Below are 21,851 nucleotides of genomic sequence, written 5' to 3'. Positions count from 1 at the left end.
GTCAAGCACTTTTTTGGTCCCATTCTAGGGAGGATATATGTACCAATCAATTTTAGATTTTTTAACTCATGAAGGCGCAAGCTATGGTGATGTTCGCGTCCACTTGGTGGATGAGGCCGAGCATATTTCAACATTAAATGGTTCAGTTCGAAGCTATACTCTAGAATCAAAAAAAGGATATGGTATTCGTGCTTTGTTCAATGGTGCGTGGGGGTTTGCAAGCTCTGAAGATTTGAGTGAAAACGGTATGCTCTCATGTGCAAAATTGGCCCTTGATAAGGCACGAGCATCATCGCTTGCTGTTAAGTTTCCAATTCAACTATCTGTAAAAGATATATTTAAAGATACTTATAATACAAAAGTTGAAATTGACCCTTTTTCTGTTCCCGTTGCCGACAAGGTTGAAAGACTTTTAAGTATTGATAATAAACTTTCACATGAGCGTTTCGATTTTTGGGGGACCTACGTTTCTTTTTATAAAAGAAAGATGATGATTGTAGATACTGAAGGTTCACAGATTGAAAGAAATCTTATGGAAATAGATGGGTCTATTTTTGTTTCTGCAAAAGATGCTGACGGACTTACTCAAAGAAGAACCCATGCTCTCTACCTTGATCACAATGGAACAAGTGGTTGGGAAAACTTTATGACAGATCGCTTTGATCAGGCCTTGCGTATTAAAGATGAGCTTCTTGCTGTGCTAGATGCCCCTGTCTGTGAAAAAGAAGTTGTTGATCTTATTCTTTTAAATGACATGATGGCCCTGCAAACTCATGAGACCATTGGTCACGCGCTAGAGCTTGACCGCATTCTTGGTTACGAGCTCTCTTATGCGGGCGGTTCACATATTGATCTTAAACATTTTGGTTCTTTGAAGTTTGGTTCATCGAAATTGAACGCAAGGGCCGATGGAACTGTCAAAAATAGTCCTGGAAGTATTGGTTATGATGACGATGGTGTTAAGGCCAGAAATGTTCTTATGATTGAAAATGGTATTTTAAAAGATGCGATTACGTCACGCCAAATGATTACTGAGGCCAACGCTGTTGCTGGTAGAGAAGTTTTTAGTGAATCAGGGGCGACTTGTCGTGCTGAAAGTTATAATCGTATGCCTATTGAAAGAATGAATAATATCAATGTTGATTTTGGCCAAGATGGAAATCTTGATGAGCTTATTTCGAAAGTTGAAAATGGGATCATTATGGATGCTCCTCGCTCTTGGTCAATTGGCTCAAATCGTGAAAATTTTCACTTCGCCTGCGAGATTGGTTGGCGTGTGAAAAACGGTAAAATTACAGGTGTTGTAAGAAACCCAAGTTACCGAGGGGATAGTTTAAAGTTTTGGAACGCACTTAAATATGTGGGCAATGAACAAACTTGGAAGCTTGTTCCTGTTTTTAACTGTGGCAAAGGACAACCTAATCAAGTCATGAGACTTGGTCATGGTGTTCCTGTTTGTGTTTTTTCTAACGTTCAAGTCGGCGATTAAAAAAGGTTTATTTCTATGATTACAAATATTGAATCCATTAAATTGGCCCTGGAAAAATTAAATGGGCAATTAAAAGAAAAAAATATTGAAGGCTCTCTAACTTATAGAGGAGAAGTTTCACACCTTATTCGTGCTGGGAGATCGCAAGTATCACTTAATGTCAGTGAACAAAATGACACTCTCTTTGTGGAGCTTTTTAAAGGTAAAAAGAAGATTGAAGGCTCCATGAGTATTCAGTTGGAAAATGGCACTGAAGCTGCTTTAGAATTTGTTGAAAAACTTTATGCTTCGATTGATTTTTTACCAGAAGTTCCCCATATGAGACCAATGGGTCCTGTGGCAGAGGAAGGAAATTTATCAGTACATAAGTGTGATGACGAAATTGTAAACTTTGAGGCCTCTCGAGTTGTTTCATTTTTCAAAGATCTTGCTCATAAGTTTTCTAAGTATTCTGTTGATGTCTCAGGTGCCTTTAGTGCTGGTGCTAATGCCTATTGTGTGGTCAATACTCTTTCTACTCACGCTCACTATTTCTTAGGAAGTGATTGGAATATCGAAGTCGTTTTGCAACTTGTGAATGACGATAAAAAAGAAATTAGATCTCACAAAATGGGTGAGACGATGAAAGAGTTTAATGAAAAAGAAATTATTGATGAACTTATGATGTTTCTCAATATTAAAAAAGAAACTCCTAGGCTCAATGTTGAGGCCGGACCATACGATGTCATTTTCTCAAGTGACGCTCTTGCAGAGATGGTGAATTATACTTCATGGCTAACTTTTTCTGGTGAGAGTTTTGAGTATGAAGCGGGGATGCTTAAAAAGGGTCTTCATAAAATCGGTTCAAAGATTTTCGGAGACAATGTCACGATTGTTGATAATCCCAATGATCCGGATATTCTTTATTCTCGCCAAGTCGGTCTTAATGGTGTGAAAAGAGATTATTTCCCACTTATTAATGAAGGGGTAATTCAAAATTTATTCTATTCTGACAAAGACACTTGTGATCGCTTCAATATGGAAGTGAATAATGATATGAGTGTGGCCCAAATCAAAGTCATGGGTGGTGACGGCCCAAGTGATCTAATGGAAATTGTCAAAAGCACTAAAGAAAGAACTCTCTATATTGGCTATATTCACTATATGAATATAACCAATGCAGCTAAAGGGGAGTTTACTGGCTCTAGCCGTTTTGGAACTCTTCTTATTGAAGATGGACAAATTAAAGGCCATCTTTACAACCTGCGTCTTAATGATTCCTATTTTAATATCTTCAATAATATTGAATGGTTTTCAAAAGAACTTACTCATGTGAATACGGCCACAACATATGGCCATCGCATGAGCTCAAGCATCACATGCCCTAAATTTACAAAAGTGCACAATGTGCAAATTACGGGCACAGCTAAAATTTCTGAAGAATAGAGCAAAAGAGTAAGGTTTTCTTGGTTGACGGTATCGAAGCATTTCGATACCGTTTTCCATCACGATTTTGAATATTTAGGATGGAATTATGAGAAAAATCACACTACTTACACTGACTCTTTTTTTTAGTGCATGGGCGCACGCAACAACAATCGATTTCAACGTAGCTGCTTTCGAAGGTTACCAAAATGTTGATACTAATGATTATTTTTCAATTTCTGAAATCACTGTAACTGAAATTGAAACTCTCGATAGTTATGATGACAAAGATATCGCGGGTGATATCGGTTCTGTTATTACTATTGTTGATAAGCTCATTGCTCTTGGACAAAAAGTATGGCCAATTATCAAAGCTGGAAAACCAGTGATCAATAATGGCATGAACAATTTCAAACCCATTTATGTGCTGCCTGAAGTTGCTGGGCAAGATGCTGCCTTTACATTCTATTCTATGAGTGATTGGGATATGCCGGTTTCTAAGTCTTATCGCGTTTCTTATAAAAATGGATTTGGGGCCGAAGTTATTGGTTTCAATTACACTGTGCTTGGACAAGGTGGCGGAAAGTATGAAGGTAAAGGAAGTTACGTAGGTAACGTTCAGGTTGTTGCTTCTAATATTTCTGTTGCTTGGGGCTTTGAGTTTAGCGCGGATGTTTCCTTTGTTAACGCTATGAACTTAGGGTCTGTTGACAGTCCAGTTGCGGGGGCCATGCTGAAGATTGACTATAAAGCAAAATCACTATTCAAAGAAATTGAATCAAGTGAAATCTTCACAATTAATGGTCATGGTGTTATTCAAAAAAATTAAGAGTTTTTTAGACCGCCTATTTGAAGAGCTGCCAAATAATGGCGCTCTTCATAAGCGTGGCTATCAAACACTTATGTTCAATGGAGATCTTTTTTTACGAAAAAAAATAGGTCGCTTCACAATTAGCCTCTATCAAAGCATTGAACCCCATCATCCGGTTTATAAGCAAGTTGTAGACTTCGATATCGATTACGCATGTGTAGTTATTGAAAATGGTGAGGAAGATATTTCTTCTCATTCAACTTTTTTAGAGATTAGAGAGCTTTTTGATTATTCATTCGAAAGGGATCGTTTTCTTTTTTCAATGGACAAGAAAATGGACTTCAACGATCCCAAGCATCTTACTAGGCTTTTGCAGATAGAAGAAATTTTAAAAAGTGCACAAGGTCTTTCTTGATTTTTTCCAGATCAGCATGAGTCGTAGTCATGGCCTCCGTTATAGAAGCGCTTAGAAGATTTTGAATTTGTTTCGCAAAAATAATGGCATCTTCTCTATTGAAATCTAGATCATCTTTGAGAATACTCTCTATTTTTTTTAAACCCTGCTCACGTATATCATCATTCAATATTTTATACTCTTCATTCACGCTGCATTGATAATATAAAAGCAGCATTACACTGACTTGCTCGGGATATTTTTTGGCCCAGTCAAATATTGTTTCAACATATTTAAGTAAACGTTCTTGTTTGGATTTTGCTTTCTTTAAGTTTTGTTCAGAGAGTTCTTGGTAAACGGCGAGAATGTAGCGTACAGAGCTCGTGAAGATGAGTCCCTTGTCCTTGAAATAATAGGCGACATGGGCCCTTCTAGTGCCGATCATTTTTGCGAGAGTTTCATAATTTGTTTTCTCGAGACCATGCTGTGCAAAAGATTGAATGGCCGCTTCAATGATTTCTAAGCGTTTAAAATCACCCTTTGTTGGTGTTGAACTCACAATGTCAAAAATTTTAGATTCAAGATTCATGGGAGGTTTATAACACAAACTTTACAGAAGTTTAATTAAAATTGTACGCCCGTATAAAAATATTGACAAAATTACTCATTCAATGAGATTTTTTGAATTCTGTTAGTTTTTGGTGAGGAAAGAGCATTCACATGAATTGGAACAAAATGAATATTGAAGGCATTTCTGTAAAGGTTAAAGGCCATGGGCCCAGCTTGGTGTGTATCTCTGGGTTCGGCTGCAGCGATTGGAATTATGACCTCTTAAAAAATCTATTGAGCTCATCTTTTCAAGTTGTCCTAATCAATAACCGTGGAATGGGTGAATCAGCTCCTTCTGAAGGTGAATTTGATTTAAAAGATCTTGCCCGTGATGTTCTAAAAGTAATGAATGCTCTTTCTATTTCAAAGTTTCATGTAATGGGTGTCAGTATGGGCGGCTTTATTGCCAGTGAACTTACGCTTATGGCCCCACATCGTGTGCTCTCGCTTATTCTTGGCTGTTCTTTAAGTGGTGGAGAAGATTTTCCTAAACTTCAAAAAATTACTGAGGAGGCCATTTTAAAAGGAAGAGAATTTCCCGATGAAATGCGTGAGAGTGCAGTTTTAAATGCTACTGTGCACCCCGACTTTTTCGGCACTGATCTTTTTAATCATATTTTAAAATTGCGTTTAGCAAATATTCCAGATGTTGATGCTGTTTTGAAACAAGTGCGTGCTGTAGATCTTTTTTTAGCACGTGAACAAAATCTGCATGAAATAGAAAAACCTGTTCTTATTTTAACTGGTGATAGCGATCGTTTTGTACCGCCTGTGGCCAGCGAAATATTACATAAGAAAATTCCCAACTCACAATTGATTTATATTGAACGTGCTGATCATCACTTTTTCCTTGAAAGAGCAGACAAGGTGGCCAGTATTGTGAATCAGTTTATATTAGGAGAAAAAGATGACTACCAACATCTCACTTAAGCGCGCGGCCGTATGGTTGCCAGAAGGTTATGAAGACTCTCACTATATTTCTGAAAAATCTGGAATACCAGAATTTGTTGTTCGTGAAAAAATGGGGATCGTTCGAAAGTGTCGTGCTGATAAAGAAACACACCCTTCATATATGGCCATAGAGGCATCCAAAAAAGTTCTAAGAGGAATTGATCCAAATAGCATTGACCTCATCATTTGGACAGGTTCAGAATATAAAGATTTTCCTGTTTGGTCTGCGGGAATTTATGTTCAAAGAGAACTTGGCCTAAAAAATGCTTGGGCCTTTGATGTTGCTGCCCGATGTTCTACTAATGTTCTTGGTTTGAAGCTTGCTAAGACTCTTATGCAAACAGATTCATCTATAAACCGTGTTCTTCTATGTGGTGGTCATAAGACGGGTGATCTTGTAAATTACAAAGATGAGACGAGTCGTTTCTTATACAATCTTTCTGATGGTGGATCGGCCATGCTTCTTGAGCGAGGTGATGAAAATCCTATCCTTGAGTCAAGTGTAATTACAGATGGTGCATTTAGTTTAGATGTTATTATTAAAGGTGGAGGTACGAAAAAACCATCTCGTAATGGTCTTAGCGATGAAGACACTTACCTTACATGTCCAGATATAGAAGGTATGAGACAAAGACTTGCAACTGGTTCAATTGAAAACTTTTTAAAAGTAATTAAAACGGCCGCTTCACGCTCAATGCCTGAAAGACCGATTGATTACTTATCACTTCTTCATATGAAAAAATCAGCTCATGATGAGATTGTTCGTGCACTAGAGCTACAAGACGAACAAAGTATTTATATGGATCATTACGGCCATTTTGGGGCCCCTGACCAGGTTTTGTCCCTTGGACTTGCTGAGAAAAAAGGTCTTCTTAAAAAAGGGGATCATGTTGTTCTAGCTAGTGCTGGAATTGGTTATACATGGTCTGCTATTTCACTTCGTTGGGATACTGATACATTTTTTGAAGAAGATAAAAACGAATTACGATTTTAATATAATTATATAGGAGAACATGATGAGAGGATTGTCGAATAAAAGAGTATTTATTACTGGTGCTGCTGCTGGAATTGGTCTTGCTACTGCCACTCGTTTCTACGAAGAAGGTGCTAACTTAATTCTTATTGATATGCCGCCAATTGAAGAAACCAAACTTAAAGAACTCTTTCCTGAAAGAATGACTTATCTCCAAGCAAATGTAACTCACAAAGATTCACTTGCAATGATTCAAGGTGAAATGGATAAAGGGATTGACGTACTTGTTAATAATGCTGGTATTACTCGCGATGCCACTATTCATAAGATGACAGATGAACAATTTGATCAAGTTATTGACGTTAATTTAAAGGCCGTTTGGAAGCTTTCTCAAATGGCGTCACTTTATATGAAAGACAATGGTATTCAAGGGGCGATCCTAAATGCTGCAAGTGTAGTTGCCCATTACGGTAATTTTGGTCAAACAAATTATGTGGCCACAAAGGCCGCAGTTATTGGGCTAACAAAAACACTTTCAAAAGAATTGGGGAAATATGGTATTCGTGTTAATGCCGTAGCTCCAGGATTCATCGGTACTGAAATGGTTCGCAAGATGCCTGAGAAGGTTGTTGCCATGATGAATGAAAAAGCACCATTAAAAAGAATCGGTGAGCCAGAAGAAATTGCGGCCGCTTATGCATTTCTTGCTAGTGATGATGCTAGGTTTATCACAGGAACGACAATCAATGTTGATGGGGGCCTAGTATTAGGTTAGAAATTTTCTCCCATATTGATATCTGCAAAAATAATGATGAGGCACCTTGGCTTGTTTTGGTGCCTGGTCTATTTGCTGAGCACTCTTCTTTTAATGAGTTTAAGACGATGCTCTTAGGGCATTATCATATTCTTAGCTATGACCCAAGAGGACTTGGGAAAAGTGAGAAAGCAAAGGATAACTCTTATACATTAAATGATCATGTGAACGATCTCGAAGCATTATTACAAAAACACGAAATCAAGAAGTGCCACTTCTTTGGTCTAAGTAATGGTGGTCGTGTTGCATTGACATTTGCCATTAGTAATCCTGGGAAAGTGATCTCCGTTTCTGTAAGTGATACCTATTTTACAGTTTCTGAACTTTTGAAACTTAAGCTCAATTCATGGTATGAGGCCCAAAAAAATGGGGGAGGATTACTTCGTTTTGATGTGGCCACTCCTTGGATTTGGGGAGAGACCTTAGTGCAAAAGAGACCTGAGCTTGTTCAGTATTACCGTGAAAGGGCCAACACAATTGATGGTGATGTGGCCCTAGGTTTAATTGAAGGGGCAATGAGTGGAGAGATCTCTCCTTCAGAGATTAAATTTCCGCTACAAATTCTTGTTGGAAATGAAGATCTTTTGACACCCGCTTCTTATCACGAAAAATTTTATCAACAATTGCAAAGACAAGATTGTGAATACGCCCTTCTTAGTGGTGGTCACGGTGCACCGTTAGAGTATCCTTTCCAATTTGCAAAAAGAGTTCACGCCTTTATTCAAAAGTTTTATGGGAATTAACGATGGCCTGGATTGATTTTATTGAACAGAACGCAAAAAGATTTAATGAAAAGCTCGCCCTGAGTGACGCTGTCACTGGTCGCGATCTTTCATATCAAGAACTAAATAATATTGTGAATCTATATGCTCAGTCTTTTTATAAGCAAGGAGTTCGCACAGGAGATCGTGTTGCTTTTTTGGCGACAAATCGACTCGAACACATTCTTTACTTACTCGCTTGTGCAAAAATTGGAGCGATTTTTGTTCCTCTAAATTTTAGACTTAGTGTAGGTGAGTTAGAAGTTATATTAAATAAAGTTGAGGCCAAGATATTTATTGCGAATATGTTCGTCTCAGAGCTTTCTCGCTTTAACCCCATTCATCTTGATGAATTTTCGATTGAAGATGAAGTATTAGAAAATTTCGATACACTACCGAACGAAATCTCTGATGAAAATCCCGTGCTCATGCTCTTTACTTCTGGGAGTACTGGTGAGCCAAAAGGCGCGTTGTTTTCTTCTCGCATGATTTATACGAATCAAGTTGAGACCACATCTGCATGGGAGATCACTGAATCAGATAGTACGGTGGTTGAGACACCATTTTTTCACACTGGTGGTATTAATGTTCTTTTACTCCCTCTGCTTCTCGTTGGAGGGCATGCTTATCTCGCACCAAAATTTGAAGTCGATAGCGCTTTCGATTACTTTGAAAAAAAGCATATTACAATTTACTTTGGTGTTCCAACGATGTTTCAACTTCTCTTAGAACACCCGCGTTTCAAAACTTGTGACTTTAGCTCCCTACGTTTTTTTCTAAGTGGTGGAGCCGCTTGTCCGGTATCAGTGATCACGGCCTTTTCAGAATGTGGTGTTGGTATCAAGCAAGGATTTGGCCTTACTGAAGTCGGTCCTAATTGTTTCGATTTACCTGAAGAATTTGGAATTTCTAAAAAAGGTTCAATCGGTCGTCCCATGAAACACTCTGATGTTTTGGTGATGAATGAAAGTGGTGTCGTGACAACTGCTCATACTCCTGGAGAGCTACTTATTCGCGGCCCTCATGTTTTTAGTGGTTACTTCAAAGATGAGAATAAATATCATGATTCTCTTTTTGAAGGATATTTTAAGACGGGAGACCTTGTTCAGTTTGATGAAGAAGGTTTTTTCTATGTCGTTGGCCGAATTAAAGATATGTATATTTCTGGCGGTGAAAACGTTTATCCAGGTGAAGTTGAAAAACAAATTCTCACTCATCCCTTTGTTCGTGAAGCCGTTGTTGTCTCAAAAAAAGATGAGCGATGGGGCGAAGTTGGCGTTGCGTTTGTAAGAGCAAATTCACCTGTTTCAAAAGATGAAATGCGCAATTTCTTATCAGATAAGCTTTCTCGTTATAAGCATCCTCATGAAGTTGTCTGTTTAGAGGAATTTCCATTACTTGCGAATGGAAAAATAAATCGCCAAGAATTAAAGAAGTTGGCCTGTACTAATATGGCCTAGACAATGATTGTCTAAAAAGGTATGACTAAAAAATGAAAATGAATTTCCTTCGCATATTCCTGAGTGTTCTTTTAATAATAACTAAGGCCCATGCCTATAGTGAAACACCTCTAAATGTTGTGAAAAGTCCTGTTGATAAAATTACGGTCTCAGGTCTGTCGGCCGGCGCTTTTATGGCCGTTCAGCTTCAGTTTGCTTTTTCAAAAGATATCTCTGGTGTTGCTGTTGTGGCCGGTGGTCTTTTTTATTGCGCTAAAAATCAAATGTGGGAAGGACTCACAAAATGCATGAGTGGAGAATTGTCAGAAGGGGATATTCAATTTTCAATTCAAACATTAAAACTCTATGAATCAACGGGATTAATTGATCCCCTTGAAAATGTAAATGATGATAAAGTTTTTCTTTTTTCAGGAAAATTTGATCGCGTTGTTAAAACTCCAGCTATGGAGGCCCTTGATAAGTTTTATACTCACTTCGATGTTGATACGTTAGAGGCGGATTTTTCTTTTCCAGCAGGCCACGGTTTTGTGACTTTAGACAAAGGTTCAACTTGCGAAGAGACTAGTTTATACAATAGGCCATGGCTTTTAAATTGTAATAGGGATCTCGCTAAAGAAATTTTAGAAAAAACTCTTGGCCGCAAACTTTCTCTTTCTAAAATGGCCAATAGAAATAATCTTCATACATTCAATCAAAGGCCTTATGCTGACATGCTCTCAGGGATGGCGAGTACTGGGCACGTTTATATTCCCGAAGCTTGTAAAGAGGGCCATGGAAACTGTTCGGTACATGTTGCTTTACACGGATGTGATCAAACACCAGAGACAGTTGGAGATGCCTTTATTTGGCATGCTGGTTACAATAATTGGGCCGAGTCAAATAATGTCATCGTTCTTTATCCGGCCATTACAAAGACACCACTTTTTCCTTATAACCCAATGGGCTGCTTCGATTGGTGGGGCTATAGTGGCGGCCAATATGCCACAAAAAAAGGCCTTCAGATGAAGGCCATTATGGATATGGTAGACGTTATTTCTAAGCGCTAGCTTCTACCGTAAAGTTCTTTTTTAAGCTCTTTTAATGAGTGTTCTAAATTACGACTTTGTTCAGTTAGTTCTGTCGATAATTTTGCTGTTTGCTCAGCAACTGTTGAGTTTTGGTGAATGGCCGCATCGATTTGGTTCATGGCATCAGTGATATTGCTAACACCTATGGCCTGTTCATCTTGGGCCTTTGAAATTTCACCCATCATACCAGTCATCTCATTCACGTTCCCCAAAACCATATCTAAACTTTCTCCACATGTACGTGCAACACTTACACCTGAATCTACTTTTGTTTTTGCGGATTCAACAAGCTTTGCGACTTCTGAACTTGTTTCACTAATAATCTTTTGAACAGTCTCAATACTTTCTTGCAACATGCTTCCGATTTGTGTTGCCGCATCTCCAGAATTACCTGCAAGCTTTCCAACTTCTTCAGCAACCACTGCAAAACCTTTTCCATGTTCTCCGGCCCTGGCCGCTTCAACAGAAGCGTTAAAACTTAGAAGTTTTGTTTGAGATACGATTTCATTAATAACCATCGCTTTATTTGAAATCTCATTGATAATCGTTACAATTTTTTGAAATTCATTATTAGATCTTTCGACCTGATTCATTACGGCATTGTTACTGTCACGGATTTCTTCAATCACACGAATCATATTTTCAACAGCTTTTTTACCTTCACTTGCAACTCTCAAATTGGCATCAGATCTCGAACTTGAGTCTCGCGCCACAATCGCACTTTTTTGTGACATTGCATTGATTTCATCTAGTGTCGAAACTGTTTCTTGAATAGAGCTTGCTTGTTCGGTAGCGGATTCGGCCACTTGTTCAGAAGACTCTTGGAGTTTTTTAGAGTTTCTATTAGTAACTTTAACAGCTTCACCAAGTTCATTTTCAACAGCGATAAGTTTCTTGTAACTTTGATTGATAGTGAAATAAACAATAGCAACAATGATTATGGCCGATAAAACACCTATGAGAACTAGGTTGATGATACTTTCTTTTACTTCTTGATCAATGACGGATAAGGGGATTTCAACAACGGCCAGCCAAGATGGGTTGTGTTCACCTAAATGTATTTTTGCTACAACTTGAAGATTGTTTTCATCTTTGAAAAAATATGTTTTTTGATTCTTTGCCGCAATGTCAGCGAGAGTTTTTTCAAACGACTTATTTTCTTCAGCAATCATTTTTCCAACTAAGTCTTTTTTACCAGAATATCCCGCAATCATTCCTTTGGCCGAAATGAGGATCATTTTCCCTTTGTTGTCGTAGATATTGATGGCATCTGTGATTTCTTGCAATCTATTAAGGGCAATGTCTGCACCTGAGAGTCCAATGAATTTTCCCTCTTTAAGAATTGGAGTCGTGAGGGAAGTCATAAGAACATCTACTCCTTGTACTTTATAGACAAATGGTTCTGTAAATGTTTCTTTCAAAGTATTCTTGGGTTGCAACCACCAATCACCACTAAAATCACTAAGAGTTTCAAGAGCAATCGTCCCATCTGCAGATTTAGTCATATACGGAATGAATCTTCCTGCATCACTATGACCAGGTTTTCCCTTGTGAAGAGAGTCACTATCGTGAAGAGAGCCTTCATCAAGTCCAACATAATTTCCAATCATGCTGTGATCACGCTCGAGGATATAGCGTAACATGGCAAAAATCTCTGATCTTTCAAACTTTGTTTTTTCTTCACCATTAAAGCTCGTTTCCATGACTTCTCTAACAGTTGTCACTTTACCCATGGTCTCGTTAAAAAGTCTCTCGATGGTAAGAGCACTTTCAATTGCATTACCTTCGGCAACAGCATTGGCCTTTTCATAGGCAAGGTCACTATTGTATTTTGCACCTATTCCAATAATAAGGGCCGAGAGAATAAAGATCCCTCCAATAACAGAAAATAAAAGCTTAAACTTCAATGAACGCTTGTCAAAGACCATGAACAAATCCTTTTTAATAAAAACATTTAATTTATTATCGTCTGGATTTGGTATTCGGATAAGTGTTAAATCAATAATTTAAGAAAAAAAAGGCCACTTTTTCAAGTGGCCTTAAGATAGTTGATTGTGTGAGTTGGTTTTCTTTAGAACCAGAAACTAATTCCTGCGGCCAATTGATATGCCCACTGGAATCCTTTGTACAAATATTCTTTGTCTGATGCTGTTTGGTTCTTTGAGCTTGGGTTTCTTGCTTCCCAAATATACTTTCTCTCGTAAGTTAGACCAAGTTTGAAGTCAACACTCTTAGCAAGTCGCCATTTTGCTGCCGTCTCAAGCATGTAGTTGTTAGTCTTTGCAACTTGACCATTATTGTATCTGCTTTGGCCATAACCACCGTCAGCGGATTCATTTGCACCGTTATAGTCGTTCTTGTCGTGGTTTAATTTTTTTACAAGGACGGCCTCACCCGAAAGAGCAAGTGAGAATGTTTCAGTTAGACGGTATTCATAACCCGCTTGGATATAGTGCTCCCACTGTTTCTTTGCAGTGTACTTATCGTTAGGGTGTTTAGAAGTGAATCCCCACATATATTCAAACCAATATTCTCTTTCATCATTTGAATCTGTCATGGCCAGATCTAGTGCCCAGTCGGCCTTTGGATCGATATCGCGCCAGTAGTAGTTCCCAGCAACAGAATATTTTACACCGTAGGCCGGAGTATAAGTGAACTTGTTAGCAAAACCTCTTTGTTTTTTTGTTTCAAGAGTTTTTCCTGTTTCATATTCAATGGTGCCATCGCTGTATTTTCCGAAGTACGGGCCTTCAGTTACTCTATCAACTTTTGGGTTGTTGGCATTACCCCAAAATGTGAATTCATTGATCCAACCTGAGCGGTAAGATCCTAGTTGAACTCCAAGAAGGATTTTGTTGTCTTGATCTCTCCAAGAGTTAGATGAGAAAAGAATTGATCCACCATCGATAAATGATGGTCTAGCAGCACCAAAGTGCATTTGGTGAAAAGGAACTTTTCCCTTACCAGCAGTGATGCGCACATTGTTTGAGTGACGGTATGTCACGTTTGCTTCTTCGTAAATTTCTTGGTTGTCTTCAGCGATTGAACCATCAAGGTCGAGTTTAAGTTTTGCTGACCAATTCTCGTGACGAAAATAGAATTTAAGATCTAATGTGATGATTTCAGCATTGATTTCTTCGTTCTTCTCTTTTTGCTTTTCAAAACTTAGGGCATCAATAACGATAAAACCTTTAACATCAAAGTCAGCGGCCTTTACCATTGTGCTACCTAATAGCATTGCAGCTACGATTGCTAAATTTCTCACTCAATCTCTCCCTTATATGAATTCGTGTTACTGCGATTTACCAAAGGCAGTTGAGTTTGGCCATGAATAGTTTTGTTAGGGTTTTATAAGGACTGAATATTGTTAGGAAAAATAGCTTTCTTACAAAAAAAAAGGGGCCTTTTTGACCCCTTTTTTACTTTAGTAGTTGTTACAGCGCTCGTAGTGATCAAAGTAGCGATACTGATCTTGGAAGTACGATTCATCACATGATGATGCCGGTTTCCTATTTGAGCTTGCGCAAGAGGCCAATGTCAGAGCAAGCATCGATAGGGCGACAATAGAAATTATTTTTTTCATTGCTATCTCCTTTAATTTACCTGCTGGCTTATCGGCATATTACGTTGATAAATTTAGTCTACTATAGTGTTGGAATTACTAAGACTCGGCCGATTGTCCACAGCAAGACTTCTTATCTTTAAGACTACACTGTTTTCCGTCTTTTTTCCCCTCAGCACATTTTTCACATTTCGAGCCCAGTTGACACTGTCCCTTGTGAGCATGGTTATGGTGTGCGCATGAAACGCTTAACACTAATGTTAGGGCCAAAAATAGATTTGCTAATTTCATAGTTTCTCCTTGATTGATCTCTGAGAAATTATACAGGAGAAACTGATTTTAAGCGTTGAAAATTATTTGCCCATCTCTGTAATTTAAAGTGTTTGGAATGAATTCTAAGGGAAAATACTTTAGAGTATCAAGGCCCATGGCCGTGTCTTTTTGGAGGGTACTAAGTTTTATTAATGCGAGCAATTGAAGAGGGGTTTCAAAGGCAGAGCTCACAATGATGGATTTTGTCTTCATGAGCTCCCTCGTTCTTTCGATACCAAACATAACGCTTGGTTTGATGACAAAACTTACTATATTTTCTGGAAGTTTTTTGTCGATAAAATTTTCTGAACTTTCGTCAAAAGCAATGGGAATAAATTCTTTAAGAGATAGATGGGCCTCACCATTAACTAAGGGTTCTTCAAAGTACTCAATGGCCGCATGATCTTTAATGGCGTACCAGTAATGGTATAGTTGTTCTTCACTTAGTGATCGATTTGCATCTAAGCGAAGTTTGTATCCTTTTTGAGTTAAATGATTGATTGATTCAATATCTTTTTCAAAACTCGTGCGATTGATTTTTATTTTTAATGTTTTATTCTCGGGAAAATCGCTATCATTATTTGGAATATAAAGAGCATTTATTAAAACACTCATACTTTGGATATTATCTATATATTTTGCGCCTTCATATGCAAAACGAGCACTTGGCAGCATATTATCCGTTCGACCAGCGATAAAATCTGTAAGTGATTTTTGAGCATCATCGAGACTTTCTTCGTGTAATCCCTGAAGTGGACTTAATTCAAATGAATATGTTTTATTATTTTCAGAAAAAGAAAAAGGGAGAACATCTTTGTGTGCGACTAAAGTGTTGCCAATTTGTAGGGGTGACGTGAAAGGGATTGAATAGCGCTTATGAAATTCAATCATGAAAAATACAATCCAATTCCCATGGCCACAGAATATAAAAATAAATATTTTCCAGTATTGGCCAACATCATATTCATTCTTTCATCAATAGGTGCACGTGCTACATGTATCCACGTTTTTCCCATAAGATAAAAAGGAATAAGGGCAACAAGAACATAAGAGCTGTGAGTTTCATTCATCACAATAAAAGGAATAAATGTTGAAAGCAGACACAATGTTAGTGTGAAAGCACGAGCACCTTTTTCACTTAAAAGTGTGGCCACTGTTATTTTACCTTTTTCACTATCACTTTTTCGATCTCTTAAATTATTGATCGCCATAATCGTAGCAGAAATTAAACCAACTCCACTTCCTGCTATAAGGGCAAGTTTTGAAGAACTTCCGGTTTGGAGGAATGTTGTACCCCATACAGCGACTGGTCCGAAAAAAGTAAACGCGGCCACTTCTCCTAGAGCGAAATGACTTAGAGGAAAAGGACCCCCAGTGTAGGCCCAGGCAAAAAATAATGACAGCAGACCGATGATAATAATTGGTAGGCCACCAATATACATTAGATAAAGACCAAGTATGAAGGCCACAATCGCAACAAGAAGAAAACCCTTCTTTACTTTTTCAGGTGTTAAAAGCCCTGTGCTCGTAACTCGGGTTGGGCCCAATCTCTTTTCATCATCAAGGCCACGAATACCATCATAGTAGTCGTTGACTAAGTTTGACATAACTTGCATTAAAACCGCACATAATAAGGTTGTTATAAAAGCAAGAGCAGAGAGAGATTTTGTTGTGTAAAAAGCAATGGCCGTTCCAAGGAGAACGGGACCTGCACTGGCAAATAAAGTTTTTGGCCTTGCGGCCAATATCCATGGATTCATCTACATTTTTACCGTTTTTAATTGATCGTAAACTTTAATGTTCTCATCATTTGAAATGACAACTTCTAAAACACGTGCCCTCGGATTGCTAAAGAACTCGGTGTATTCTTTTTTAAAGTCTTCTTTCGTGTAAACTCTTTTGTGTTCAAGGCCAAAGGCCTCGCTGATTTTACAGAAATCCATTTCATGGGCGGTTACGAGATGTTTCAAAATTTCTTTCTCTCCGGCAACAGGCAGGAGAGTGAAGATTCCGCCGCCGTAATTGTTTACAACAATAACTTGCACTGGAAGATTATCTTTTTTCAAATAAAAAAGTGCATTGAGATCGTGATACAAACTTACGTCACCGATGATAAGAGTCACTGGTTTTTTAGTTATATCTGCCACACCAAGAGAGCTACTTAGTAGGCCTTCGATTCCACTTACGCCACGATTACAATGAATCTTAAGATCTTTAGAATCACTAATATGCATATAGCTATCAAAAGAGCGAATGACAGTGCTGTTTGCAATGTAAAGGGTTTCATTTTCTGGGGTAAGTTCAATAATGTTTTTACTTATGTAGGGATAAGACAGCTCATGATTTTCAATGAGATTTCTTTTTTTCTCTATAAAGTTTTCCCAAACGTTCTGTGATTTTTCATCACGCTTTTCAATTAAGGGTAAAATCTTTTTACAAAATTCTTCCGTATTACACTCAACTCTGCGACCAACTCTGTGGGCCGGATCTTCTTTTGTTAGTGCACTGTTAATTGAAATAACTTCGATATCTGGGTTTTCACTTAGATATCTATAATAGTGTTTCCCTGTGAGACGTCCACCAAAATGGAAGATAACATCTGGTGGGTTCTGTTTGAAATATTCATAAACTTCAGGGTGATCCATACTCGGTACGGCCTGACGTCTTAGGGGAAAATGGTATTTGATAGAACTAGAGACATCTATAAATGTCCATGCATTCGTGTATTGCAAGAATTCAGTGATGGCATCAATTTCATTTTCGAGAGTTTTGCCAACGACGACAAATGGTCGTTTCGCGCTATTAAAAGTATTGGCCAGATCAGCAAGTACCTCAGTGCTTGGAGCAATAACGACACTATTATAATTTGTCGCTGGGCCTCTTTGCGTAAAATATCTTTTTGCCTCTTCGATCATTTTATCGGCAATAGGGGCCGTTTTATTATCTAGGGGTTCTCTAAAAGGAGCATTGATATGAACTGGTCCTTTTTCTGGAAACCATGTTGATTTCAAGAGATGACTGATGCTTGTTGCCAGCGACTTAAGTCCAAAGTGTTCATTTGGAGCATTTAGATTTAGTGAACCTGTAACAAAATCACCATAGAGATTTTCTTGGTTAATTGTTTGATTCGCATCACTAATTGCCAGCTCTTTAGGTCTATCTGAACTAATAATGACTAGAGGGATATTGCTTCTTCTTGCTTCAATTACAGCAGGCATATAATTGGCCATGGCCGTACCAGAGGTACAAACTAGGGCGACAGGTTTTCCTAGGGCCTTTGCTGCTCCAAGAGCACGATAGCTCGCAGCACGCTCGTCCATTCCTTCAATTAAAGTGGCATTATCATTATAGGTAATTGCGGCCGTTAAAGGGGCGTTTCTCATACCTGGGGACACATAAAAATGAGTCACTCCATTGCGAGTTAATTCAGTGATGATGACACTTGCCCAAAGTCTTGATGTGTTTTCGTAAAGAGCACTCATCTAAATCTTCCTATGCCTTATTATGCGTTTGAATTTCCAAGTATCGTTAGGAAATTATCCATTTTAACACCCGTTTCTTCCCATTCACTTTTTGGATCAGAACCCATAACGATTCCTGCGCCTCCATAGATATGAATGCGCTCTCCTTCAAGTAGTGCTGAACGAATGGCCACGGCAAATTCAGATGCCTCGCCACTAATATAGCCCATTGGTCCAGCATACAGCCCACGGCTATAAGGCTCGAGTTTTCTAATAAGGGCCATGGCCTCTTTCTTAGGCTCTCCACCAACAGCAGGAGTAGGGTGAAATGTATTAATCAAAACTGCAAAGTTCTCTTTTTTTGAAAGAGGTGCAGATAGTTTTGTGTGGAGATGTTGAACAAATTTAAGTTTTAAAACCTGTTCTTTAAATAAAAATGTTGGATTGATTCCAAGAGAGTTGAGTCTTTCACAAATTGAATTTGTCACAAAACGATGCTCTTGAATCTCTTTAAATGAACTTTTTAAATCGTTTTCAAGAAGCTTATCTTCAATTTCATTTGTAGAGCGTCTTCTTGTTCCAGCTAATGAATCAATTTCTAAGCAATTGTTACTCATCTTGAATAGTCTCTCTGGAGTAACAGAGATGAATGAGCAGTTGTCACTAAATCTTAAGGCCATGATATAGGCCTGTTTTTGTGATTCAACTAGGGAAGAGAACACTGGGGCCAGTTCAACATCGTCGCTATAATGGATAATATTTTTGCGCGATAAAACAACTTTGTTCAGTTGATTGTGCTCAAAACTTGAAACACAAGTTCTGATCATATTGTCCCATGAATTTTGCTCAGGAGTTTCATTTTTTTCAAATGTTTGGGGAAGTGTTCTTGTCATTGATTTGAAATTTAAACACTTCTCTAATGAAAATGAGAATTTTGCTTTTTCTCTTTGGTCTTTAAGACATTTTTTCGGCAATTGAATTCGGACAATTGTCTCAAGTTTATTTTTTATAAAACAAATTTTTGGGACAAAGAAAAAACATTCACTAAGAAATTTCCACTCGCTTTCATTGATTTTTTCATTATCAAAGTTTTGAGCACCAAAAATATGAATATCTGGCCACTTCTCAGTTATATCTAAAATTTTATTGTAATCAGTTTTCCTTTCAAAACGTACGTTTTCGCCAAGGCAAAGCAGCTCTTTTGGCCCTTTGTCTAGTTGGGCATCAAAAGTACGCTCTTTAAAATAACCTAGTGGTGCACTTGTCGCATAGGATACTAGCTGTGATAATTCTAAATCCATAATCTTCAAATCGAAGCTTATGTATTCGTTGGCCTTAATTTTTTTTAAGACTTCCGCATCAAAGTCGGCCTCACAAAGTGAGCTGACCTTTTTTAAGATGGTTGCTTTTATATCAACAAAATCCAGCATTAGTGCTTGTCTCCAATATAAAGAGTCGCAATTCCAAAAGTGAGTTCTTTTCTATGAACATTTTTAAGGTTTGCTTTTCTCATCATATCTTCGAATGCATCCCCATAAGGAAAATCTTCAACTGATTCGTTAAGGTAGCTGTAAGCATCTTTATGTTTAGATACAATATTTCCAACAAAAGGAAGAAGGTGTCTAAAATAGAAGAAGTAGATTGCTCTAAAAAATGGATTTTTTGGAAGAGAGAATTCCATGATCATACAACGTCCACCTGTAGTTAGAACTCTTTCAATATTAACTAGAGATCTTTGGGGATCAGGGAAATTTCTAATTCCAAATGAAATTGTCACAAGGTCAAATGTTGAGTCTGCAGCAGGAATTTCTACTCCATCCCCAATATGAAGTGAAACTTTATCATCAAGTTTTTTCTGAGCAATTTTCTTTTTACCAAGTTCAACCATTCCTTTAGAAAGATCGAGACCCGTAACTTTAGTAACTCTTTTATCTTTAACAAGAACGACAGGAACATCACCTGTACCTGTTGCAAGATCAAGGGCATGAATTTCTTTTTTATTTGGAAGATTTTTTAGAAATTTAGTGCGCCAATAGACGTCAATGCCAAAAGAAAGAAGGCGATTTAAAAAATCATATGTTCCCGCGATTTCATCGAAAATTTTGTAAGATTCTTTTTTTCTATTATCAAGGGCCTTTGTCTCTAATGATTGTGTCATTGCGCTATCCTCTAATCTTTCCAAGTCTTTAATTATCAATGCTTTTTACCCCTAAATAGGTGAGCTTTCAAGCAAAGTTTTATACTATGCACCGAGTATATAAAATCTGGGTTTGGGGCAATTAGTGATTTACAAAAGAGGCGCCCTAATGTTACAACTTTTCAAAATTATTAGCTTCATAAACGACTCAATTGATTTTATGTTACACGAATTTTTAAGTTCCATTCCTGAAGAGATTTTAGAGACCGTAGGCGAGCTCGATTTAAATATTGAATCGAAAGACTGCAATACGGCCATCAATGATCTGCTAACTCGCACAGTTCTTGTGGGAGGGAAGAGGCTACGTCCACTTTTGACGTATATTTTCGGTAATCTATTCTTTGTTGAACCAAGTAAACTCATACCATTTGCACGTGCTATTGAACTTGTTCACGCTGCAAGTTTGGCCCACGATGATGTTGTTGATAATGCCAGCACTCGAAGAGGTGAGCCCTCTATTAATGCTCTTTCTTCAAATCAGAAGGCCGTACTTGCTGGGGACTATCTTCTGGCCGATGTTATTCATTCACTTTCATATAAAGGTGATCTGAAAATTGTCCGTGAAATGAGCCTTGTTATTCAGGCCCTTGCCGATGGTGAGTGGATTCAATTAGACGCTTCTAAAGAGAGAAATTACTCTCATGATCTTATTACCAAAGTGGCCATGAAAAAAACGGCGAGTGTGATGGGATGGTGTTGTTGGATCGGTTCTTATGTGGCCGGAAAAAATGAAAGTATCCAAAACTATGCTAAGGAGTTTGGTGAGAAAATCGGTGTGGCCTTCCAATTGATGGATGATACCCTTGATTTTTCTAAAGACTCTAAAAAAGACGCTCTATTAGACGTTCAAAATGGCATTATAAATTCTGTTCTTTATGAATGGTTGCTTCTTCACCCTGAAATCAAAGCACGCTTTGAAAATGGTGAAAACGTTGCTGATCTTTTTGATGGTGATCGCATTGATGAGGCCTGTGCAATCGTTGAAAAACGTGCCCTTGATCTTCTAACTAGTGCAAGAGAGCTTCTTGTTATTATTGAAAAGGAATGCGCCCTAAACTCTGAAGAGCTAGAGCGTTTTGAAAAGGCCAAAATTCCTGTTTTTAAAATTCTTGAATACCTCGCAGGTCGCAAGTTCTAAATAACTTGGCGGTCTGCCGTATAATCTAAGACGTGAGATAAATCTTTTTTGTAGGCCTCATTCAACAGAGGACTTCTAATAATGAAGTCGGCCGTGGACTTATTGCATGCAAGAACAGCATTCCATAAAGTCGCTACCCTTAGTAGGGCCTTGACATCAGGATCATGGGCCTGACTTGTGAGAGGGTCCCAAAAAAAGACAAGCACATCGAGACCTTCATCCACGATGGCAGCTCCAATTTGCTGGTCACCACCAATTGGGCCACTCTTGTATCTTTTTACTTTAAGACCTGTTGCATTTTCTATTTTTACACCAGTTGTGCCCGTTGCAAAAAGCTGATGCTCCTTTAGGATATCTTTGTGCTTTTCGATCCATTTGATGAGATCATCTTTTCTTTTATCGTGGGCGACAAGGGCAATTTTTTTTTGGATTTTCATTGTAGACATTT

Annotated in this window: 22 protein-coding genes; 11 read left to right on the top strand and 11 right to left on the bottom strand. The window is 38.1% G+C overall.

All coding sequences use genetic code 11. The annotated features are described in order from the left end of the window. The first annotated feature begins 37 nt into the window (after positions 1 to 37). From M899_RS03325 to M899_RS03310, 4 genes are all read left to right on the top strand, one after another. Positions 38 to 1,489, top strand: a complete 1,452-nt coding sequence (locus M899_RS03325) for a TldD/PmbA family protein (RefSeq protein WP_021270060.1) — start codon at positions 38 to 40, stop codon at positions 1,487 to 1,489. 15 nt (positions 1,490 to 1,504) lie between these two features. Then, on the top strand, positions 1,505 to 2,914 hold the full coding sequence (locus tag M899_RS03320; protein WP_021269954.1) for a metallopeptidase TldD-related protein: 1,410 nt from the start codon (positions 1,505 to 1,507) through the stop codon (positions 2,912 to 2,914). A gap of 88 nt (positions 2,915 to 3,002) precedes the next feature. Further along, positions 3,003 to 3,722: a hypothetical protein gene (locus M899_RS03315; protein WP_021270069.1), complete on the top strand. Its 720-nt coding sequence runs from the start codon at positions 3,003 to 3,005 to the stop codon at positions 3,720 to 3,722. Beyond that, positions 3,700 to 4,119 (top strand): hypothetical protein, encoded by a 420-nt coding sequence (locus M899_RS03310; protein WP_034727658.1) that lies wholly within the window; start codon positions 3,700 to 3,702, stop codon positions 4,117 to 4,119. Before M899_RS03315 ends, M899_RS03310 begins: the two co-directional genes overlap by 23 nt. Here M899_RS03310 and M899_RS03305 read toward each other — a convergent pair. After that, positions 4,067 to 4,687: a TetR/AcrR family transcriptional regulator gene (locus M899_RS03305; RefSeq protein WP_021270009.1), complete on the bottom strand. Its 621-nt coding sequence runs from the start codon at positions 4,685 to 4,687 to the stop codon at positions 4,067 to 4,069. The genes M899_RS03310 and M899_RS03305 overlap by 53 nt on opposite strands. Positions 4,688 to 4,818: 131 nt before the next feature. Here M899_RS03305 and M899_RS03300 point away from each other — a divergent pair, with 131 nt between their 5' ends. From M899_RS03300 to M899_RS03275, 6 genes are read left to right on the top strand one after another with little or no spacing between them, the layout of a single operon-like run. Further along, positions 4,819 to 5,637: an alpha/beta fold hydrolase gene (locus M899_RS03300; RefSeq protein ID WP_034727655.1), complete on the top strand. Its 819-nt coding sequence runs from the start codon at positions 4,819 to 4,821 to the stop codon at positions 5,635 to 5,637. Beyond that, on the top strand, positions 5,615 to 6,652 hold the full coding sequence (locus M899_RS03295; RefSeq protein WP_021270081.1) for a 3-oxoacyl-ACP synthase: 1,038 nt from the start codon (positions 5,615 to 5,617) through the stop codon (positions 6,650 to 6,652). Before M899_RS03300 ends, M899_RS03295 begins: the two co-directional genes overlap by 23 nt. A gap of 22 nt (positions 6,653 to 6,674) precedes the next feature. Continuing rightward, a complete protein-coding gene (locus tag M899_RS03290; protein WP_021269940.1) occupies positions 6,675 to 7,406 on the top strand; it encodes an SDR family oxidoreductase in 732 nt (243 codons plus the stop codon). 56 nt (positions 7,407 to 7,462) lie between these two features. Then, the gene (locus M899_RS03285; protein ID WP_021270074.1) at positions 7,463 to 8,188 is read left to right on the top strand and encodes an alpha/beta fold hydrolase; all 726 of its coding nucleotides are present in this window, start codon (positions 7,463 to 7,465) and stop codon (positions 8,186 to 8,188) included. A gap of 2 nt (positions 8,189 to 8,190) precedes the next feature. Beyond that, complete coding sequence (locus M899_RS03280) at positions 8,191 to 9,666, top strand: class I adenylate-forming enzyme family protein (protein ID WP_021270048.1); 1,476 nt, start codon at positions 8,191 to 8,193, stop codon at positions 9,664 to 9,666. A 32-nt stretch (positions 9,667 to 9,698) separates the two neighbouring features. Continuing rightward, the gene (locus tag M899_RS03275) at positions 9,699 to 10,712 is read left to right on the top strand and encodes an extracellular catalytic domain type 2 short-chain-length polyhydroxyalkanoate depolymerase (protein ID WP_021270125.1); all 1,014 of its coding nucleotides are present in this window, start codon (positions 9,699 to 9,701) and stop codon (positions 10,710 to 10,712) included. On the opposite strand, the gene M899_RS03270 is transcribed toward M899_RS03275, so the two are convergent. The 9 genes from M899_RS03270 to ubiE form a co-directional block, all read right to left on the bottom strand. Next, a complete protein-coding gene (locus M899_RS03270) occupies positions 10,709 to 12,661 on the bottom strand; it encodes a methyl-accepting chemotaxis protein (protein ID WP_021270089.1) in 1,953 nt (650 codons plus the stop codon). The two genes, M899_RS03275 and M899_RS03270, sit on opposite strands and share 4 nt — an antisense overlap. Positions 12,662 to 12,804: 143 nt before the next feature. Continuing rightward, positions 12,805 to 13,998 carry a hypothetical protein gene (locus M899_RS03265; RefSeq protein WP_034727648.1) on the bottom strand — a complete coding sequence of 398 codons (1,194 nt, stop codon included), beginning with the start codon at positions 13,996 to 13,998 and terminating at the stop codon, positions 12,805 to 12,807. A 159-nt stretch (positions 13,999 to 14,157) separates the two neighbouring features. Next, entirely contained in the window at positions 14,158 to 14,316 is a 159-nt protein-coding gene (locus M899_RS18305; RefSeq protein ID WP_021270156.1) for a putative lipoprotein, read from the bottom strand. Between the two features lie 78 nt (positions 14,317 to 14,394). Continuing rightward, positions 14,395 to 14,586: a hypothetical protein gene (locus tag M899_RS03260; protein ID WP_034727644.1), complete on the bottom strand. Its 192-nt coding sequence runs from the start codon at positions 14,584 to 14,586 to the stop codon at positions 14,395 to 14,397. Between the two features lie 48 nt (positions 14,587 to 14,634). Next, the gene (locus M899_RS03255; protein WP_021269926.1) at positions 14,635 to 15,498 is read right to left on the bottom strand and encodes an enolase C-terminal domain-like protein; all 864 of its coding nucleotides are present in this window, start codon (positions 15,496 to 15,498) and stop codon (positions 14,635 to 14,637) included. Next, positions 15,495 to 16,367 (bottom strand): 1,4-dihydroxy-2-naphthoate polyprenyltransferase, encoded by an 873-nt coding sequence (locus M899_RS03250; RefSeq protein WP_021270070.1) that lies wholly within the window; start codon positions 16,365 to 16,367, stop codon positions 15,495 to 15,497. Before M899_RS03250 ends, M899_RS03255 begins: the two co-directional genes overlap by 4 nt. Further along, positions 16,368 to 18,089, bottom strand: a complete 1,722-nt coding sequence (menD, locus tag M899_RS17440; protein ID WP_021269963.1) for a 2-succinyl-5-enolpyruvyl-6-hydroxy-3-cyclohexene-1-carboxylic-acid synthase — start codon at positions 18,087 to 18,089, stop codon at positions 16,368 to 16,370. A gap of 20 nt (positions 18,090 to 18,109) precedes the next feature. Next, on the bottom strand, positions 18,110 to 19,498 hold the full coding sequence (locus M899_RS03240) for an isochorismate synthase (RefSeq protein WP_021270122.1): 1,389 nt from the start codon (positions 19,496 to 19,498) through the stop codon (positions 18,110 to 18,112). After that, positions 19,498 to 20,226, bottom strand: coding sequence for a bifunctional demethylmenaquinone methyltransferase/2-methoxy-6-polyprenyl-1,4-benzoquinol methylase UbiE (ubiE, locus tag M899_RS03235; protein WP_021269994.1), 729 nt, complete (start codon positions 20,224 to 20,226; stop codon positions 19,498 to 19,500). The genes M899_RS03240 and ubiE overlap by 1 nt, the downstream gene beginning before the upstream one ends. 148 nt (positions 20,227 to 20,374) lie before the next feature. On the opposite strand from ubiE, the gene M899_RS03230 reads away from it, so the two are divergent. After that, complete coding sequence (locus M899_RS03230) at positions 20,375 to 21,403, top strand: polyprenyl synthetase family protein (protein ID WP_021270086.1); 1,029 nt, start codon at positions 20,375 to 20,377, stop codon at positions 21,401 to 21,403. On the opposite strand, the gene M899_RS03225 is transcribed toward M899_RS03230, so the two are convergent. Next, positions 21,400 to 21,849: a methylglyoxal synthase gene (locus M899_RS03225; RefSeq protein WP_021270123.1), complete on the bottom strand. Its 450-nt coding sequence runs from the start codon at positions 21,847 to 21,849 to the stop codon at positions 21,400 to 21,402. The two genes, M899_RS03230 and M899_RS03225, sit on opposite strands and share 4 nt — an antisense overlap. Positions 21,850 to 21,851 lie beyond the last annotated feature (2 nt).

Origin of the sequence: Bacteriovorax sp. BSW11_IV (assembly GCF_000447755.1) — a bacterium.
GTDB lineage: Bacteria > Bdellovibrionota > Bacteriovoracia > Bacteriovoracales > Bacteriovoracaceae > BSW11-IV.
This window is presented reverse-complemented; position numbering and strand designations above follow the sequence as displayed.

Excerpts from the sequence above, each read along its gene's own strand:
- M899_RS03325 (WP_021270060.1), top strand. The coding sequence starts at position 38 with ATGTACCAATCAATTTTAGATTTTTTAACTCATGAAGGCGCAAGCTAT.
- M899_RS03320 (WP_021269954.1), top strand. The coding sequence starts at position 1,505 with ATGATTACAAATATTGAATCCATTAAATTGGCCCTGGAAAAATTAAAT.
- M899_RS03315 (WP_021270069.1), top strand. The coding sequence starts at position 3,003 with ATGAGAAAAATCACACTACTTACACTGACTCTTTTTTTTAGTGCATGG.
- M899_RS03310 (WP_034727658.1), top strand. The coding sequence starts at position 3,700 with ATGGTGTTATTCAAAAAAATTAAGAGTTTTTTAGACCGCCTATTTGAA.
- M899_RS03305 (WP_021270009.1), bottom strand. The coding sequence starts at position 4,687 with ATGAATCTTGAATCTAAAATTTTTGACATTGTGAGTTCAACACCAACA.
- M899_RS03300 (WP_034727655.1), top strand. The coding sequence starts at position 4,819 with ATGAATTGGAACAAAATGAATATTGAAGGCATTTCTGTAAAGGTTAAA.
- M899_RS03295 (WP_021270081.1), top strand. The coding sequence starts at position 5,615 with ATGACTACCAACATCTCACTTAAGCGCGCGGCCGTATGGTTGCCAGAA.
- M899_RS03290 (WP_021269940.1), top strand. The coding sequence starts at position 6,675 with ATGAGAGGATTGTCGAATAAAAGAGTATTTATTACTGGTGCTGCTGCT.
- M899_RS03280 (WP_021270048.1), top strand. The coding sequence starts at position 8,191 with ATGGCCTGGATTGATTTTATTGAACAGAACGCAAAAAGATTTAATGAA.
- M899_RS03275 (WP_021270125.1), top strand. The coding sequence starts at position 9,699 with ATGAAAATGAATTTCCTTCGCATATTCCTGAGTGTTCTTTTAATAATA.
- M899_RS03270 (WP_021270089.1), bottom strand. The coding sequence starts at position 12,661 with ATGGTCTTTGACAAGCGTTCATTGAAGTTTAAGCTTTTATTTTCTGTT.
- M899_RS18305 (WP_021270156.1), bottom strand. The coding sequence starts at position 14,316 with ATGAAAAAAATAATTTCTATTGTCGCCCTATCGATGCTTGCTCTGACA.
- M899_RS03260 (WP_034727644.1), bottom strand. The coding sequence starts at position 14,586 with ATGAAATTAGCAAATCTATTTTTGGCCCTAACATTAGTGTTAAGCGTT.
- M899_RS03255 (WP_021269926.1), bottom strand. The coding sequence starts at position 15,498 with ATGATTGAATTTCATAAGCGCTATTCAATCCCTTTCACGTCACCCCTA.
- M899_RS03250 (WP_021270070.1), bottom strand. The coding sequence starts at position 16,367 with ATGAATCCATGGATATTGGCCGCAAGGCCAAAAACTTTATTTGCCAGT.
- menD (WP_021269963.1), bottom strand. The coding sequence starts at position 18,089 with ATGAGTGCTCTTTACGAAAACACATCAAGACTTTGGGCAAGTGTCATC.
- M899_RS03240 (WP_021270122.1), bottom strand. The coding sequence starts at position 19,498 with ATGCTGGATTTTGTTGATATAAAAGCAACCATCTTAAAAAAGGTCAGC.
- ubiE (WP_021269994.1), bottom strand. The coding sequence starts at position 20,226 with ATGACACAATCATTAGAGACAAAGGCCCTTGATAATAGAAAAAAAGAA.
- M899_RS03230 (WP_021270086.1), top strand. The coding sequence starts at position 20,375 with ATGTTACAACTTTTCAAAATTATTAGCTTCATAAACGACTCAATTGAT.
- M899_RS03225 (WP_021270123.1), bottom strand. The coding sequence starts at position 21,849 with ATGTCTACAATGAAAATCCAAAAAAAAATTGCCCTTGTCGCCCACGAT.